The organism is Ralstonia nicotianae, from assembly GCF_018243235.1.
In the GTDB taxonomy this organism is placed as follows: domain Bacteria; phylum Pseudomonadota; class Gammaproteobacteria; order Burkholderiales; family Burkholderiaceae; genus Ralstonia; species Ralstonia nicotianae.
Genome location: NZ_CP046674.1, coordinates 376,468 through 392,364 on the forward strand (window position 1 = coordinate 376,468; position 15,897 = coordinate 392,364).

Annotated in this window: 9 protein-coding genes, 6 tRNA genes and 3 rRNA genes; all 18 read left to right on the forward strand. The window is 59.2% G+C overall.

Annotated features, from left to right (window positions below; translation table 11 throughout):
- Nucleotides 1–61 precede the first annotated feature (61 nt).
- The 18 genes from GO999_RS01660 to rpoB all read left to right on the forward strand — a co-directional run bounded on the left by GO999_RS01660 (nucleotide 62) and on the right by rpoB (nucleotide 15,811).
- Nucleotides 62–1,597 (forward strand): 16S ribosomal RNA (locus GO999_RS01660).
- 59 nt (nucleotides 1,598–1,656) lie between these two features.
- Nucleotides 1,657–1,733: transfer RNA gene (locus GO999_RS01665), tRNA-Ile, on the forward strand.
- A gap of 36 nt (nucleotides 1,734–1,769) precedes the next feature.
- Nucleotides 1,770–1,845: transfer RNA gene (locus tag GO999_RS01670), tRNA-Ala, on the forward strand.
- 254 nt (nucleotides 1,846–2,099) lie between these two features.
- Nucleotides 2,100–4,978 (forward strand): 23S ribosomal RNA (locus tag GO999_RS01675).
- A 119-nt stretch (nucleotides 4,979–5,097) separates the two neighbouring features.
- Nucleotides 5,098–5,210 (forward strand): 5S ribosomal RNA (gene rrf / locus GO999_RS01680).
- Together the 16S, 23S and 5S rRNA genes with 2 tRNA genes alongside form the textbook arrangement of a ribosomal RNA operon.
- 277 nt (nucleotides 5,211–5,487) lie before the next feature.
- Nucleotides 5,488–5,688 (forward strand): hypothetical protein, encoded by a 201-nt coding sequence (locus tag GO999_RS01685; RefSeq protein ID WP_249215050.1) that lies wholly within the window; start codon nucleotides 5,488–5,490, stop codon nucleotides 5,686–5,688.
- Nucleotides 5,689–5,895: 207 nt separating this feature from the next.
- Nucleotides 5,896–5,981, forward strand: a tRNA-Tyr gene (locus GO999_RS01690).
- 57 nt (nucleotides 5,982–6,038) lie between these two features.
- Nucleotides 6,039–6,112, forward strand: a tRNA-Gly gene (locus tag GO999_RS01695).
- A gap of 20 nt (nucleotides 6,113–6,132) precedes the next feature.
- Nucleotides 6,133–6,207 (forward strand) — tRNA-Thr (locus tag GO999_RS01700).
- A gap of 43 nt (nucleotides 6,208–6,250) precedes the next feature.
- Nucleotides 6,251–7,441 (forward strand): elongation factor Tu, encoded by a 1,191-nt coding sequence (gene tuf, locus GO999_RS01705; RefSeq protein WP_011002918.1) that lies wholly within the window; start codon nucleotides 6,251–6,253, stop codon nucleotides 7,439–7,441.
- Between the two features lie 89 nt (nucleotides 7,442–7,530).
- Nucleotides 7,531–7,606: transfer RNA gene (locus tag GO999_RS01710), tRNA-Trp, on the forward strand.
- 59 nt (nucleotides 7,607–7,665) lie between these two features.
- Nucleotides 7,666–8,046 (forward strand): preprotein translocase subunit SecE, encoded by a 381-nt coding sequence (secE, locus tag GO999_RS01715; RefSeq protein ID WP_011002934.1) that lies wholly within the window; start codon nucleotides 7,666–7,668, stop codon nucleotides 8,044–8,046.
- Nucleotides 8,047–8,058: 12 nt separating this feature from the next.
- Nucleotides 8,059–8,643, forward strand: a complete 585-nt coding sequence (gene nusG / locus GO999_RS01720) for a transcription termination/antitermination protein NusG (RefSeq protein ID WP_003265539.1) — start codon at nucleotides 8,059–8,061, stop codon at nucleotides 8,641–8,643.
- Between the two features lie 166 nt (nucleotides 8,644–8,809).
- Entirely contained in the window at nucleotides 8,810–9,241 is a 432-nt protein-coding gene (gene rplK, locus GO999_RS01725) for a 50S ribosomal protein L11 (protein ID WP_011002933.1), read from the forward strand.
- 2 nt (nucleotides 9,242–9,243) lie between these two features.
- Nucleotides 9,244–9,939 carry a 50S ribosomal protein L1 gene (gene rplA / locus GO999_RS01730; protein ID WP_011002932.1) on the forward strand — a complete coding sequence of 232 codons (696 nt, stop codon included), beginning with the start codon at nucleotides 9,244–9,246 and terminating at the stop codon, nucleotides 9,937–9,939.
- A 370-nt stretch (nucleotides 9,940–10,309) separates the two neighbouring features.
- Nucleotides 10,310–10,816 carry a 50S ribosomal protein L10 gene (gene rplJ / locus GO999_RS01735; protein WP_011002931.1) on the forward strand — a complete coding sequence of 169 codons (507 nt, stop codon included), beginning with the start codon at nucleotides 10,310–10,312 and terminating at the stop codon, nucleotides 10,814–10,816.
- 66 nt (nucleotides 10,817–10,882) lie between these two features.
- Entirely contained in the window at nucleotides 10,883–11,257 is a 375-nt protein-coding gene (rplL, locus tag GO999_RS01740; RefSeq protein WP_016725320.1) for a 50S ribosomal protein L7/L12, read from the forward strand.
- 447 nt (nucleotides 11,258–11,704) lie between these two features.
- The gene (gene rpoB, locus GO999_RS01745) at nucleotides 11,705–15,811 is read left to right on the forward strand and encodes a DNA-directed RNA polymerase subunit beta (RefSeq protein WP_011002929.1); all 4,107 of its coding nucleotides are present in this window, start codon (nucleotides 11,705–11,707) and stop codon (nucleotides 15,809–15,811) included.
- Nucleotides 15,812–15,897 lie beyond the last annotated feature (86 nt).

Here is a 15,897-nt window from a genome sequence, read left to right on the forward strand (position 1 = left end):
GAGAGTTCAAGTCAGATTCTGAGAGTGAGCGACCGCTCGTAAAGAGCGAAAACAGCAGATTGAACTGAAGAGTTTGATCCTGGCTCAGATTGAACGCTGGCGGCATGCCTTACACATGCAAGTCGAACGGCAGCGGGGGTAGCTTGCTACCTGCCGGCGAGTGGCGAACGGGTGAGTAATACATCGGAACGTGCCCTGTAGTGGGGGATAACTAGTCGAAAGACTAGCTAATACCGCATACGACCTGAGGGTGAAAGTGGGGGACCGCAAGGCCTCATGCTATAGGAGCGGCCGATGTCTGATTAGCTAGTTGGTGGGGTAAAGGCCCACCAAGGCGACGATCAGTAGCTGGTCTGAGAGGACGATCAGCCACACTGGGACTGAGACACGGCCCAGACTCCTACGGGAGGCAGCAGTGGGGAATTTTGGACAATGGGGGCAACCCTGATCCAGCAATGCCGCGTGTGTGAAGAAGGCCTTCGGGTTGTAAAGCACTTTTGTCCGGAAAGAAATCGCACTGGTTAATACCTGGTGTGGATGACGGTACCGGAAGAATAAGGACCGGCTAACTACGTGCCAGCAGCCGCGGTAATACGTAGGGTCCAAGCGTTAATCGGAATTACTGGGCGTAAAGCGTGCGCAGGCGGTTGTGCAAGACCGATGTGAAATCCCCGGGCTTAACCTGGGAATTGCATTGGTGACTGCACGGCTAGAGTGTGTCAGAGGGAGGTAGAATTCCACGTGTAGCAGTGAAATGCGTAGAGATGTGGAGGAATACCGATGGCGAAGGCAGCCTCCTGGGATAACACTGACGCTCATGCACGAAAGCGTGGGGAGCAAACAGGATTAGATACCCTGGTAGTCCACGCCCTAAACGATGTCAACTAGTTGTTGGGGATTCATTTCCTTAGTAACGTAGCTAACGCGTGAAGTTGACCGCCTGGGGAGTACGGTCGCAAGATTAAAACTCAAAGGAATTGACGGGGACCCGCACAAGCGGTGGATGATGTGGATTAATTCGATGCAACGCGAAAAACCTTACCTACCCTTGACATGCCACTAACGAAGCAGAGATGCATTAGGTGCTCGAAAGAGAAAGTGGACACAGGTGCTGCATGGCTGTCGTCAGCTCGTGTCGTGAGATGTTGGGTTAAGTCCCGCAACGAGCGCAACCCTTGTCTCTAGTTGCTACGAAAGGGCACTCTAGAGAGACTGCCGGTGACAAACCGGAGGAAGGTGGGGATGACGTCAAGTCCTCATGGCCCTTATGGGTAGGGCTTCACACGTCATACAATGGTGCATACAGAGGGTTGCCAAGCCGCGAGGTGGAGCTAATCCCAGAAAATGCATCGTAGTCCGGATCGTAGTCTGCAACTCGACTACGTGAAGCTGGAATCGCTAGTAATCGCGGATCAGCATGCCGCGGTGAATACGTTCCCGGGTCTTGTACACACCGCCCGTCACACCATGGGAGTGGGCTTTACCAGAAGTAGTTAGCCTAACCGCAAGGAGGGCGATTACCACGGTAGGGTTCATGACTGGGGTGAAGTCGTAACAAGGTAGCCGTATCGGAAGGTGCGGCTGGATCACCTCCTTTAAGAGCGTGCATCCTAGTTAGGCGTCCACACTTATCGGTTTGTTTGATGTTACAGCCAAGGGTCTGTAGCTCAGGTGGTTAGAGCACCGTCTTGATAAGGCGGGGGTCGTAGGTTCAAGTCCTACCAGACCCACCAAGTTACGGGCGGCGGAGAGCGATCTTGCCGTGAACTGGGGGATTAGCTCAGCTGGGAGAGCACCTGCTTTGCAAGCAGGGGGTCGTCGGTTCGATCCCGTCATCCTCCACCAACACCTTGTGGTAGCCAAACGCAAGCATCGAGAGATCGGTGTTTGCGTTTGGCATTGCCAAGACGAGTAGTAACTCGGCTGTTCTTTAACAATATGGAATGTAGTAAAGGTGTCGCGGCGCGTTGATGAGGCGCGCAATTTAAACGCGACACTGGGTTGTGATTGTATCAACCAGTATTACGAGTGATCGAAAGACCGCTTTGAATACGGCACAACGCGAGAACTCAGCCTATAGCGAGACATACTCGTTATAGGGTCAAGCGAATAAGTGCATGTGGTGGATGCCTTGGCGATCACAGGCGATGAAGGACGTAGTAGCTTGCGAAAAGCTGCGGGGAGCTGGCAAACGAGCTTTGATCCGCAGATGTCCGAATGGGGAAACCCGGCCCGTATGGGTCATCCCTTGCTGAATACATAGGCAAGGGAGGCGAACGCAGTGAACTGAAACATCTAAGTAGCTGCAGGAAAAGAAATCAACCGAGATTCCCAGAGTAGTGGCGAGCGAAATGGGAACAGCCTTGTACTCTTTAGCAGTATTGTTAGCGGAACGGAATGGAAAGTCCGGCCATAGTGGGTGATAGCCCCGTACGCGAAAACAGTATTGTGGAACTAGGTGTACGACAAGTAGGGCGGGACACGTGAAATCCTGTCTGAAGATGGGGGGACCATCCTCCAAGGCTAAATACTCGTGATCGACCGATAGTGAACCAGTACCGTGAGGGAAAGGCGAAAAGAACCCCGGGAGGGGAGTGAAATAGATCCTGAAACCGCATGCATACAAACAGTCGGAGCCTGGAAACGGGTGACGGCGTACCTTTTGTATAATGGGTCAGCGACTTACATTCAGTGGCAAGCTTAACCGATTAGGGAAGGCGTAGCGAAAGCGAGTCCGAATAGGGCGTTCAGTCGCTGGGTGTAGACCCGAAACCAAGTGATCTATCCATGGCCAGGTTGAAGGTGCGGTAACACGTACTGGAGGACCGAACCCACTAACGTTGAAAAGTTAGGGGATGAGCTGTGGATAGGGGTGAAAGGCTAAACAAACTTGGAAATAGCTGGTTCTCTCCGAAAACTATTTAGGTAGTGCCTCGTGTCTCACCTTCGGGGGTAGAGCACTGTCATGGTTGGGGGGTCTATTGCTGATTACCCCGCCATAGCAAACTCCGAATACCGAAGAGTGCAATCACGGGAGACAGACATCGGGTGCTAACGTCCGGTGTCAAGAGGGAAACAACCCAGACCGCCAGCTAAGGTCCCTAAGATTGGCTAAGTGGGAAACGAAGTGGGAAGGCTAAAACAGTCAGGAGGTTGGCTTAGAAGCAGCCACCCTTTAAAGAAAGCGTAATAGCTCACTGATCGAGTCGTCCTGCGCGGAAGATGTAACGGGGCTAAGCCAGTCACCGAAGCTGCGGATGCACGTAAGTGCATGGTAGGAGAGCGTTCTGTAAGCCTGTGAAGGTGTCTTGTAAAGGATGCTGGAGGTATCAGAAGTGCGAATGCTGACATGAGTAGCGATAAAGGGGGTGAAAGGCCCCCTCGCCGTAAGCCCAAGGTTTCCTACGCAACGTTCATCGGCGTAGGGTGAGTCGGCCCCTAAGGCGAGGCAGAGATGCGTAGCTGATGGGAAGCAGGTTAATATTCCTGCACCGTCGTATGATGCGATGGGGGGACGGATCGCGGAAGGTTGTCCGGGTGTTGGAAGTCCCGGTCCCTACATTGGAGATGGCACTTAGGCAAATCCGGGTGCGTGATTCAAGGGTGTGGGGCGAGCGACGTTAGGTCGCGAAGCAATTGGAAGTGGTTCCAAGAAAAGCCTCTAAGCTTCAGTCATACGAGACCGTACCGCAAACCGACACAGGTGGGCGAGATGAGTATTCTAAGGCGCTTGAGAGAACTCGGGAGAAGGAACTCGGCAAATTGGTACCGTAACTTCGGGATAAGGTACGCCCTTGTAGTTTGACTGGCTCGCGCCAGAAGGATGAAGGGGTTGCAATAAAATGGTGGCTGCGACTGTTTAATAAAAACACAGCACTCTGCAAACACGAAAGTGGACGTATAGGGTGTGACGCCTGCCCGGTGCCGGAAGATTAAATGATGGGGTGCAAGCTCTTGATTGAAGTCCCGGTAAACGGCGGCCGTAACTATAACGGTCCTAAGGTAGCGAAATTCCTTGTCGGGTAAGTTCCGACCTGCACGAATGGCGTAACGATGGCCACACTGTCTCCTCCCGAGACTCAGCGAAGTTGAAGTGTTTGTGATGATGCAATCTCCCCGCGGCTAGACGGAAAGACCCCATGAACCTTTACTGTAGCTTTGCATTGGACTTTGAACCGATCTGTGTAGGATAGGTGGGAGGCTTTGAAACCGGGACGCTAGTTTCGGTGGAGCCGACCTTGAAATACCACCCTGGTTTGTTTGAGGTTCTAACCTTGGCCCGTGAATCCGGGTCGGGGACAGTGCATGGTAGGCAGTTTGACTGGGGCGGTCTCCTCCCAAAGTGTAACGGAGGAGTTCGAAGGTACGCTTGGTACGGTCGGACATCGTACCTAAAGTGCAATGGCAAAAGCGTGCTTAACTGCGAGACCGACAAGTCGAGCAGGTGCGAAAGCAGGACATAGTGATCCGGTGGTTCTGTATGGAAGGGCCATCGCTCAACGGATAAAAGGTACTCTGGGGATAACAGGCTGATACCGCCCAAGAGTTCATATCGACGGCGGTGTTTGGCACCTCGATGTCGGCTCATCTCATCCTGGGGCTGTAGCCGGTCCCAAGGGTATGGCTGTTCGCCATTTAAAGAGGTACGTGAGCTGGGTTTAAAACGTCGTGAGACAGTTTGGTCCCTATCTGCCGTGGGCGTTGGAATCTTGACGGGGGCTGCTCCTAGTACGAGAGGACCGGAGTGGACGTACCGCTGGTGTACCTGTTGTCTCGCCAGAGGCATCGCAGGGTAGCTATGTACGGAAGAGATAACCGCTGAAAGCATCTAAGCGGGAAACTCGCCTGAAGATGAGGATTCCCTGGAGACTTGATCTCCCTGAAGGGTCGTTCGAGACCAGGACGTTGATAGGCTGGGTGTGGAAGCGCAGTAATGCGTTCAGCTAACCAGTACTAATTGCCCGTGCGGCTTGATCCTATAACCGGTATGTTTCCGGCTGGGTCTGCCTTGTGCCTGATACACACAAAAGCACAACCCCAAACTACATTCCATATTGGCGGCGTTGACCCTGAAGTCAGCGACGCGACAAGTCATAGCCTGGTGACCATAGCGAGTCGGTACCACCCCTTCCCATCCCGAACAGGACCGTGAAACGACTCCGCGCCGATGATAGTGCGGATTCCCGTGTGAAAGTAGGTCATCGCCAGGCTCTCCATCAAAACGCCCCAACCCTTACCGGTTGGGGCGTTTTACTTTGGGCGGCCAAACCTCGCAATCTCTCGACCTCTGCACACAACAAAGGGTAATTCCCACCCAAACCGGACCAGAGTTACCCTGGTCCGGCGATGAAACGATGCCCTGAGTGTTCTGCAAGCAGGCCATACAAGCTGTCCGATGGACGGCTGAAGTGCCGTGCCTGCGGCAAGCGGTTCAGTTGGACGTCGGTGTGGGATTCAGTGCGTCTGAGCAGTCGCGAGAAGACACATTTGCTGGAATTGTTTGTGCTCGGTGTGCCGGTGTATCGGCAGCGTTTCGACACCTCGGTCAGCACCAAATCGCGCGAGCGTTTCTATCGGCTGATCCGCGCCTGCATGGCCCAGCAAGAGCAGTTGCGTGACGCTTACAGCGTCTTCGGGCTCAAGCGATGGCATGCGGCCTCTCTGGGGCGTCTGTGCCCTGCCCGTTAGGGCGTCTGATGCCTCTGGGGTGAGACTTCGCATGACTAACGCTTTGATGGCGTGACGCTACGTCGATACCGCTTTATCAGGCGAGTTTGAGGAAGGCAGAGGAAGATTTGCCGGCGAGCTAGCTGTTAAGTGAGAGGCTTTCGAAGAATTTCTTGCTGGGATGCTTGACAAGGTGTCCTCATGGTCCCATAATCGCAAGTTCTCTTCGGAGAGGTGCCCGAGTGGCTAAAGGGGGCAGACTGTAAATCTGTTGGCTTACGCCTACGTTGGTTCGAATCCAACCCTCTCCACCAGAATTAAGCAGTGAGACCGGTCCGGTGGGCCGGGCGGCAAGGGAAGTAGTAACCCGGGCGGGTGTAGCTCAATGGTAGAGCAGAAGCCTTCCAAGCTTACGACGAGGGTTCGATTCCCTTCACCCGCTCCATTCACTGTTGTTAGGTTTTCGCCCATGTGGCTCAGTGGTAGAGCACTCCCTTGGTAAGGGAGAGGTCGGCAGTTCGATCCTGCCCATGGGCACCACGCATCCACCAACGCAAATCGCTACCGAGACAGGAGTCGCGACATGGCAAAGGAAAAGTTCGAGCGGACCAAGCCGCACGTGAACGTTGGGACGATCGGTCACGTTGACCACGGCAAGACGACGCTGACGGCAGCAATCGCGACGGTGCTGTCGAGCAAGTTCGGTGGCGAAGCGAAGAAGTACGACGAAATCGACGCAGCACCGGAAGAAAAGGCACGCGGCATCACGATCAACACCGCGCACATCGAGTACGAAACGGCCAACCGCCACTACGCACACGTCGACTGCCCGGGCCACGCCGACTACGTCAAGAACATGATCACCGGTGCCGCCCAGATGGACGGCGCCATCCTGGTGTGCTCGGCCGCTGACGGCCCGATGCCGCAAACGCGTGAGCACATCCTGCTGGCCCGCCAGGTCGGCGTGCCGTACATCATCGTCTTCCTGAACAAGTGCGACATGGTGGACGACGCTGAGCTGCTGGAACTGGTCGAAATGGAAGTGCGCGAGCTGCTCTCCAAGTACGACTTCCCGGGCGACGACACCCCGATCATCAAGGGTTCGGCCAAGCTGGCGCTGGAAGGCGACAAGGGCGAGCTGGGCGAAGTGGCCATCATGAACCTGGCCGACGCACTGGACTCGTACATCCCGACGCCGGAGCGCGCTGTTGACGGCACGTTCCTGATGCCGGTGGAAGACGTGTTCTCGATCTCGGGTCGCGGCACCGTGGTGACCGGCCGTATCGAGCGCGGCATCATCAAGGTCGGCGAAGAAATCGAAATCGTCGGCATCAAGGCCACGCAGAAGACCACCTGCACCGGCGTGGAAATGTTCCGCAAGCTGCTGGACCAAGGTCAGGCTGGCGACAACGTCGGTATCCTGCTGCGCGGCACCAAGCGCGAAGACGTCGAGCGCGGCCAAGTGCTGTGCAAGCCGGGTTCGATCAAGCCGCACACGCACTTCACCGGCGAGGTCTACATCCTGTCGAAGGACGAAGGTGGTCGTCACACCCCGTTCTTCAACAACTATCGCCCGCAGTTCTATTTCCGCACGACCGACGTGACCGGCTCGATCGAGCTGCCGAAGGACAAGGAAATGGTCATGCCCGGCGACAACGTGTCGATCACCGTCAAGCTGATCGCCCCGATCGCCATGGAAGAAGGCCTGCGCTTCGCCATCCGTGAAGGCGGTCGTACCGTCGGCGCCGGCGTCGTCGCCAAGATCATCGAGTAATCAGGTAGTAATCTTCCGTGCGGCTGCCAACCGGCCGCACGTGAAGTGCCAGAGTGGGGTTGATCAAATGGCAACCCCAAAGCTGTTTTAGGGGTATAGCTCAACTGGCAGAGCGTCGGTCTCCAAAACCGAAGGTTGGGGGTTCGATTCCCTCTGCCCCTGCCAATTCAATAGCCGCGTCGCGCAGGAAAACGCGCCACGCGGCTTAGTCTCGTTTGGGAAACATGGCCAATCCGAACGTCGAAACCGTCAATCCCTCCAGCGGCAAGTGGCTGCTGGTCGTGGCATTCCTGCTGGTAGTCGCGGGGGTGATCGGTTTTTACCTGCTGGCGCAGCAGCCGGGCTACGTCCGAGCAGCATCGCTGATCGGCGGGCTGGCGCTTGGCGCCGGTGTCGCACTGGTGTCGGCGCCGGGCCAAGGCTTCCTTGAGTTCGCGCGCGAGTCGTATCGCGAAGTTCGCAAGGTGGTCTGGCCGACGCGCAAGGAAGCCGGGCAGATGACCGGCCTGGTGTTCGCTTTCGTGGTGATCATGGCCGTGTTCCTGTGGTCTGCGGACAAGCTCATCGAGTGGGTCATTTTCTCGCTCGTGTTGGGCTGGAAATAATCGGGTGAAGCAATGACGGACAACGCAGCGAACGATACGGCCTCGGCTTCGTCCGCGCCGGCCTCGAAGAAGCGCTGGTATGTCGTGCATGCCTACTCGGGCATGGAAAAGAGCGTGCAACGCTCGCTACAGGAGCGCATCGATCGCGCCGGCCTGCAGCACATGTTCGGCCGCATCCTGGTGCCGTCCGAAGAAGTCGTGGAGATGAAGGGCGGCCACAAGGCCGTCACGGAACGCCGCTTCTTTCCGGGTTACGTGCTGGTCGAGATGGAGATGACCGATGAAACTTGGCACTTGGTGAAGAACACTTCCAAGGTGACGGGTTTCGTGGGCGGGACGGGTAACCGTCCGACGCCGATTTCCCAACGGGAAGTCGACAAGATCATGACCCAGATCCAGGAAGGGGTCGAGAAGCCGCGTCCCAAGACGCTGTTCGAAGTGGGTGAAATGGTGCGCGTGAAGGAAGGCCCATTCACTGATTTCAACGGCAACGTCGAAGAAGTGAACTACGAGAAGTCGCGCTTGCGCGTTTCCGTGACGATCTTCGGGCGTGCGACGCCGGTCGAGCTCGAGTTCGGCCAGGTCGAGAAGGTGTAAGGAATTCGTGCGACGGTGTGAGCCGTCGCACTGATCGCCGGGCCGATAGCGGCCGGGTGGGCAACGGTGGCGAAGCCACTCGCGCCAACAGAGGAGCGTCAGCCTCGCGCTGATGCGTTACCACTCAACAGGATTGCCGCAGTCCGGCAATCCGGATGGAGTCAAGATGGCCAAGAAGATTATTGGCTTTATCAAGCTGCAGATCCCGGCTGGTAAAGCAAATCCCTCCCCGCCCGTCGGCCCGGCCCTGGGTCAGCGCGGTCTGAACATCATGGAGTTCTGCAAGGCGTTCAACGCGCAGACTCAAGGCATGGAGCCGGGTCTGCCGGTGCCGGTGGTGATCACCGCCTTCGCAGACAAGAGCTTCACCTTCGTGATGAAGTCGCCGCCCGCGACCGTGCTCATCAAGAAGGCTGCAGGCGTTCAGAAGGGTTCGGCCAAGCCGCATACCGACAAGGTCGGCAAGATCACCCGCGCCCAGGCTGAAGAAATCGCCAAGGCGAAGAACGCGGATCTCACCGCAGCGGATCTCGACGCCGCCGTGCGTACGATCGCCGGTAGCGCCCGTTCGATGGGTATCACGGTGGAGGGCCTGTAATCATGGCAAAGATTTCGAAGCGCGTGGCCGCGAATAAGGCCAAGGTCGAGCGCACCAAGTTCTACCCGATCGACGAGGCTCTGAGCCTGGTCAAGGAATGCGCCAGCGCCAAGTTCGATGAGTCCATCGACGTGGCCGTGCAACTGGGCATCGATGCGAAGAAGTCGGACCAAGTGGTTCGCGGTTCGGTGGTGCTGCCCGCCGGTACCGGCAAGTCGGTGCGCGTGGCCGTGTTCGCCCAGGGCGAAAAGGCCGAGCAAGCCAAGGCTGCCGGCGCCGAGATCGTCGGCATGGAAGACCTGGCCGAGCAGATCAAGGCCGGCAACATGGACTTCGACGTCGTGATCGCTTCCCCGGACACGATGCGCGTGGTCGGTACGCTGGGTCAGATTCTGGGCCCGCGCGGCCTGATGCCGAACCCGAAGGTCGGCACCGTGACGCCGGACGTCGCCACGGCCGTGAAGAACGCCAAGGCGGGTCAGGTGCAGTTCCGTGTCGACAAGGCCGGGATCATCCACGCCACGATCGGCCGTCGCTCGTTCGAGCCGGCTGCGCTAAAGAGCAACCTGGCTGCGCTGCTGGATGCCCTGAGCAAGGCCAAGCCCGCATCGAGCAAGGGCGTGTACCTGCGCAAGATCGCCGTGTCGTCGACGATGGGCGTGGGTGTGCGTATCGACCAGGCGACGCTGAGCGCCTGATCGCGACCGATCTTTCACGCCGGGTGAGCCGATAACCCGCCCGGCGTTGCAGTTTTCTTTCACGTAGCTTCGCTGCGTGGCCCTCGAAGGTTGAGGGAAGGACTTTGGGCAGTGGCCGACGTCGGTGCAAACCGGCCGAAGTCGCTGGTTATCAAAGACCGTTGGCGGTGGAGGGCTCATCAGGGCCGACACCTTAATCGCGACACGATCCGGCGACGGTACGTATCCGGCCAACGCAGATGGCGCCCCCGAAGGGAATGAGTGACTTTGGTATTGCCGAAGTGATTTGTGCCAATCGGACGCCGTACTTGTGGACTGACCGAGGTGACCGCTGTAGTTGCGGAAGCCGACGTCGTTTTGGAGCTTAACCGTGGCACTCAATCTCGAAGATAAGAAGGCCGTCGTGGCCGAGGTGACGGCGCAAGTCGCCAAGGCCTCGACCATCGTCGTTGCTGAATATCGCGGTATCACGGTTGGCGATCTGACCAAGCTGCGTGCACAGGCACGCCAGCAAGGCGTCTACCTGCGCGTTCTGAAGAACACGCTGGCACGCCGCGCTGTGGAAGGCACGCCGTTTGCCGAACTCGCCGAGCAAATGACCGGCCCGCTGATCTACGGTATTTCCGAAGACGCAGTGGCCCCGGCCAAGGTGCTCAACGACTTCGCAAAGGGCAATGACAAGCTGGTGCTGCGCGCCGGTTCGTACGAAGGCAAGGTGCTCGATGCTGCTGGCGTGAAGGCGCTGGCGTCGATCCCGAGCCGCGAAGAACTGCTCAGCAAGCTGCTGTTCGTCATGCAGGCGCCGGTGTCGGGCTTTGCCCGCGCTCTGGCCGCCCTGGCCGAGAAGAAGCAGAGCGAAGAAGGCGCCGCCGCCTGAACGGCCGCGACTCCCTTCCGCACAGATCGCACGATCGATACCGAATCACATTCTGGAGTTATTCAAATGGCAATCACCAAAGACGACATCCTGGAAGCCGTTAGCGCGATGTCCGTGATGGAACTGAACGACCTGGTCAAGGCGTTCGAAGACAAGTTTGGCGTGTCGGCAGCTGCTGTGGCAGTGGCTGGCCCGGCTGGCGGCGCTGCTGCTCCGGCCGCCGAAGAGAAGACCGAGTTCGACGTGATCCTGAAGGGCGCTGGCGCCAACAAGGTTGGCGTGATCAAGGCCGTGCGTGAAATCACCGGCCTGGGCCTGAAGGAAGCCAAGGACCTGGTCGACGGCGCACCGAAGGCCGTGAAGGAAGCCATGCCGAAGGCCGACGCCGACGCTGCCGCCAAGAAGCTGATCGAAGCTGGCGCAGAAGTCGAAGTCAAGTAAGTGCAGTTCTCGCGTGCCTGCGCGGCACGCGACGGAGGCTGGCAAAGGGAATCTACCCGGCGCCAGCCTTTTTGCGCTTGTGGGACCGGATGTTGAGCGATCCCGCAATCACGCGAAAAGTGGTTTTTCAATCGCTTTTGCTGGAATTTCGACGGTTTGCCCGTCGTGAGGCCAGCAGAGGGCAAACATCAGTGGCACACTACTCAGTTCGCAGTCCGCTGATGTTTGTCTTCTGAACCGACTGCAGAAGGCAAGTTTGGTCGGGTGTTCCCCCGTCCGTGGCATGGGCCCCATGGGTTCATGTGCGGGCGGCGCGCGCAGCACCGTCAGCCAGAGGTTGGTAGCGGCCAACCGCCAAATCCCGTCACCAGTCGCTGAACACCTCAAGTGCCAGGCGTGTCCATCGCCCATGTCCGTCGCGCGCACTTGCGATGATTCGGAGATCCCATGGCGTACAGCTTTACCGAGAAAAAGCGTATTCGCAAGAGTTTCGCGAAGCGCGCAACGGTCCATCAGGTTCCCTTCCTGCTTGCCACCCAGATTCAATCGTATGCCCAGTTCTTGCAGGAGCATGCGTCCGTCGCACAGCGAAAGAGCGAAGGCCTGCAAGCGGCGTTCAACGCCATTTTCCCCATCGTGTCGCACAATGGTCTGGCACGCATGGAATTCGTGTCGTACCACCTGTCCAACCCGCCGTTCGACGTCAAGGAATGTCAACAGCGCGGTCTGACTTTCCACTCGGCGCTGCGCGCGAAAGTGCGCCTGATCATCAACGACCGCGAGAACCCGACCAAGGTCAAGGAGATCAAGGAGCAGGAAGTCTACATGGGCGAGATCCCGCTCATGACGTCGACCGGTTCGTTCGTGATCAACGGCACGGAACGCGTGATCGTGTCCCAGCTGCACCGCTCGCCGGGCGTGTTCTTCGAGCACGACAAGGGCAAGACGCATAGCTCGGGCAAGCTGCTGTTCTCGGCGCGCATCATTCCCTACCGCGGCTCGTGGCTGGACTTCGAATTCGATCCGAAGGACATCCTGTACTTCCGCGTCGACCGCCGCCGCAAGATGCCGGTGACGATCCTGCTGAAGTCGATCGGCCTGACGCCGGAACAGATCCTGGCGCACTTCTTCGTCTTCGACAACTTCACGCTCAAGAGCGACGGCGCGCTGATGGAGTTCGTGCCCGAGCGCCTGCGCGGCGAAGTCGCCCGCTTCGACATCTCCGACAAGAACGGCAAGGTCGTCGTCGAGAAGGACAAGCGCATCAACGCCAAGCACATCCGTGACCTGGACGCCGCCGGCACCAAGCTGATCAGCGTGCCGGAAGACTACCTGCTGGGCCGTGTGCTGGCGAAGAACATCGTCGACCCGGATACCGGCGAAGTGCTGGCCAACGCCAACGACGAGCTGACCGAGGGCGTGCTCGAGAAGCTGCGCGACGCGGGCGTGAAGGAAATCCAGACGCTGTACACCAACGATCTGGACCAGGGTCCGTACATGTCGCAGACGCTGCGCACGGACGACACGGTCGACCAGACCGCCGCCCGTATCGCCATCTACCGCATGATGCGCCCGGGCGAGCCGCCGACCGAGGACGCCGTCGAAGCGCTGTTCCAGCGCCTGTTCTACAGCGAAGACTCGTACGATCTGTCGCGCGTGGGCCGCATGAAGGTCAACAGCCGCCTGAACCGCTCGGAGGGCACCGGCCCGATGGTGCTGACGGATGACGACATCCTCGACACCATCAAGCTGCTGGTGAACCTGCGCAACGGCAAGGGCGAAGTGGACGACATCGACCACCTCGGCAACCGTCGCGTGCGTTGCGTCGGCGAACTGGCGGAAAACCAGTTCCGCGCCGGTCTGTCGCGCGTCGAGCGCGCGGTCAAGGAGCGCCTCGGCCAGGCCGAGACGGAAAACCTGATGCCGCACGACCTGATCAACTCGAAGCCGATCTCGTCGGCGATTCGCGAGTTCTTCGGTTCGTCGCAGCTGTCGCAGTTCATGGACCAGACCAACCCGCTGTCGGAAGTGACCCACAAGCGCCGGATCTCGGCACTGGGCCCGGGCGGTCTGACGCGCGAGCGCGCGGGCTTCGAAGTCCGCGACGTGCACCCGACCCACTACGGCCGCGTGTGCCCGATCGAAACGCCGGAAGGTCCGAACATCGGTCTGATCAACTCGCTGGCACTGTACGCGCAGCTCAACGACTACGGCTTCCTGGAAACCCCGTACCGCAAGGTCGAGAACAGCAAGCTGACCGACCAGGTCGACTACCTGTCGGCCATCGAGGAAGGCAAGTACGTGGTGGCGCAGGCCAACGCGACGGTGGACAAGGACGGCAACCTGGTTGACGAACTGGTCTCCGCACGTGAAGGCAGCGAGCGTGAAACGCGTATGGTCACGCCGGACCGCGTGCAATACATCGACGTGGCGCCGTCGCAGATCGTGTCGGCCGCAGCTTCGCTGGTGCCGTTCCTGGAGCACGATGACGCGAACCGTGCACTGATGGGCGCAAACATGCAACGGCAGGCCGTGCCTTGCCTGCGTGCGGACAAGCCGCTGGTCGGTACCGGCGTGGAACGCACCGTGGCGGTTGACTCGGGTACCGCCGTGCAGGCCACCCGTGGCGGCCTGGTCGACTACGTCGACGCCAACCGCGTGGTGATCCGCGTGAACGATGACGAAGCCGTGGCGGGTGAAGTCGGCGTCGACATCTACAACCTGATCAAGTACACGCGTTCGAACCAGAACACGAACATCAACCAGCGTCCGATGGTCAAGGTGGGCGATATCGTTGCCCGCGGCGACGTGATCGCCGATGGCGCCTCGACCGACCTGGGCGAGCTCGCGCTCGGCCAGAACATGCTGGTCGCGTTCATGCCCTGGAACGGCTACAACTTCGAGGATTCGATCCTGATCTCGGAGCGTGTCGTGGCTGAAGACCGTTACACCTCGATCCACATCGAGGAACTGTCGGTCGTCGCCCGCGACACCAAGCTCGGACCGGAAGAAATCACGCGCGACATCTCGAACCTGGCTGAAGCCCAACTGGCGCGCCTGGACGAATCGGGCATCACGTACATCGGCGCGGAAGTCGAAGCCGGCGACGTGATGGTCGGCAAGGTCACGCCCAAGGGCGAGACCCAGCTGACGCCGGAAGAGAAGCTGCTGCGTGCGATCTTCGGCGAGAAGGCGTCCGACGTGAAGGACACCTCGCTGCGCGTGCCCTCGGGCATGAGCGGTACCGTGATCGACGTGCAGGTCTTCACGCGTGAAGGCGTGACGCGCGACAAGCGCGCCCAGTCGATCATCGACGAAGAGCTGAAGCGTTACCGCCTGGACCTGAACGACCAGCTGCGTATCGTGGAAGGCGATGCCTTCCAGCGTCTGGAGCGTCTGCTGGTGGGCAAGGTCGTCAATGGCGGCCCGAAGAAGCTGGCCAAGGGCACGGCACTCACGAAGGAATACCTGGCCGACCTCGACAAGTGGCACTGGTTCGACATCCGCCCGTCGGATGACGACGTCGCGACCCAGCTCGAAGCCGTGAAGGAAGCCATCGAGCAGAAGCGCCACGACTTCGACCTCGCGTTCGAAGAGAAGCGCAAGAAGCTCACGCAGGGCGACGAACTGCCGCCGGGCGTGATCAAGATGGTCAAGGTGTACCTGGCCGTGAAACGTCGCCTGCAGCCTGGCGACAAGATGGCCGGCCGTCACGGCAACAAGGGCGTGGTGTCGAAGATCACCCCGATCGAAGACATGCCCTACATGGCCGACGGCACGCCTGCCGACATCGTGCTGAACCCGCTGGGCGTGCCTTCGCGGATGAACGTGGGCCAGATTCTCGAGACCCACCTGGGCTGGGCCGCGCGTGGCCTGGGCGAGCGCATCGGCAACATGCTCAAGGCGCAAGCCAAGGCCGCCGAGATGCGCAAGCTGCTGGGCCAGATCTACAACGAAAGCGGCAAGGTGGAAGACCTCGATAGCCTGTCCGACGCGGAAGTGCTGGAACTGGCCGAGAACCTGAAGAAGGGCGTGCCGTTCGCGACGCCGGTGTTCGACGGTGCGCATGAGGACGAAATCCGCCGCATGCTGGACCTCGCCTATCCGGAAGACATCGCGAAGGAGAAGGGCCTGACGGCTTCCAAGCAGCAGGTCACGCTGTTCGACGGCCGCACCGGTGAAGCGTTCGAGCGTCCGGTCACGTTGGGTGTGATGCACATGCTGAAGCTGCACCACTTGGTCGACGACAAGATGCACGCGCGTTCGACCGGCCCGTACTCGCTGGTGACGCAGCAGCCGCTGGGCGGTAAGGCCCAGTTCGGTGGCCAGCGTTTCGGTGAGATGGAAGTGTGGGCGCTGGAAGCGTACGGCGCGTCCTACGTGCTGCAGGAAATGCTGACCGTGAAGTCGGATGACGTGAACGGCCGGACCAAGGTGTACGAGAACATCGTCAAGGGCGAGCACTCGATCGATGCCGGCATGCCGGAATCGTTCAATGTGCTGGTGAAGGAAATCCGCTCGCTGGGTATCGACATCGACCTCGAGCGCAACTAAGCCGCCGGTGGGATGGGGGCGTGGCAGCGGTATCGCCACGCTCCGGTAACAGCAGCCATTGACGAAGATTTAGGGCCGGTGCCCCT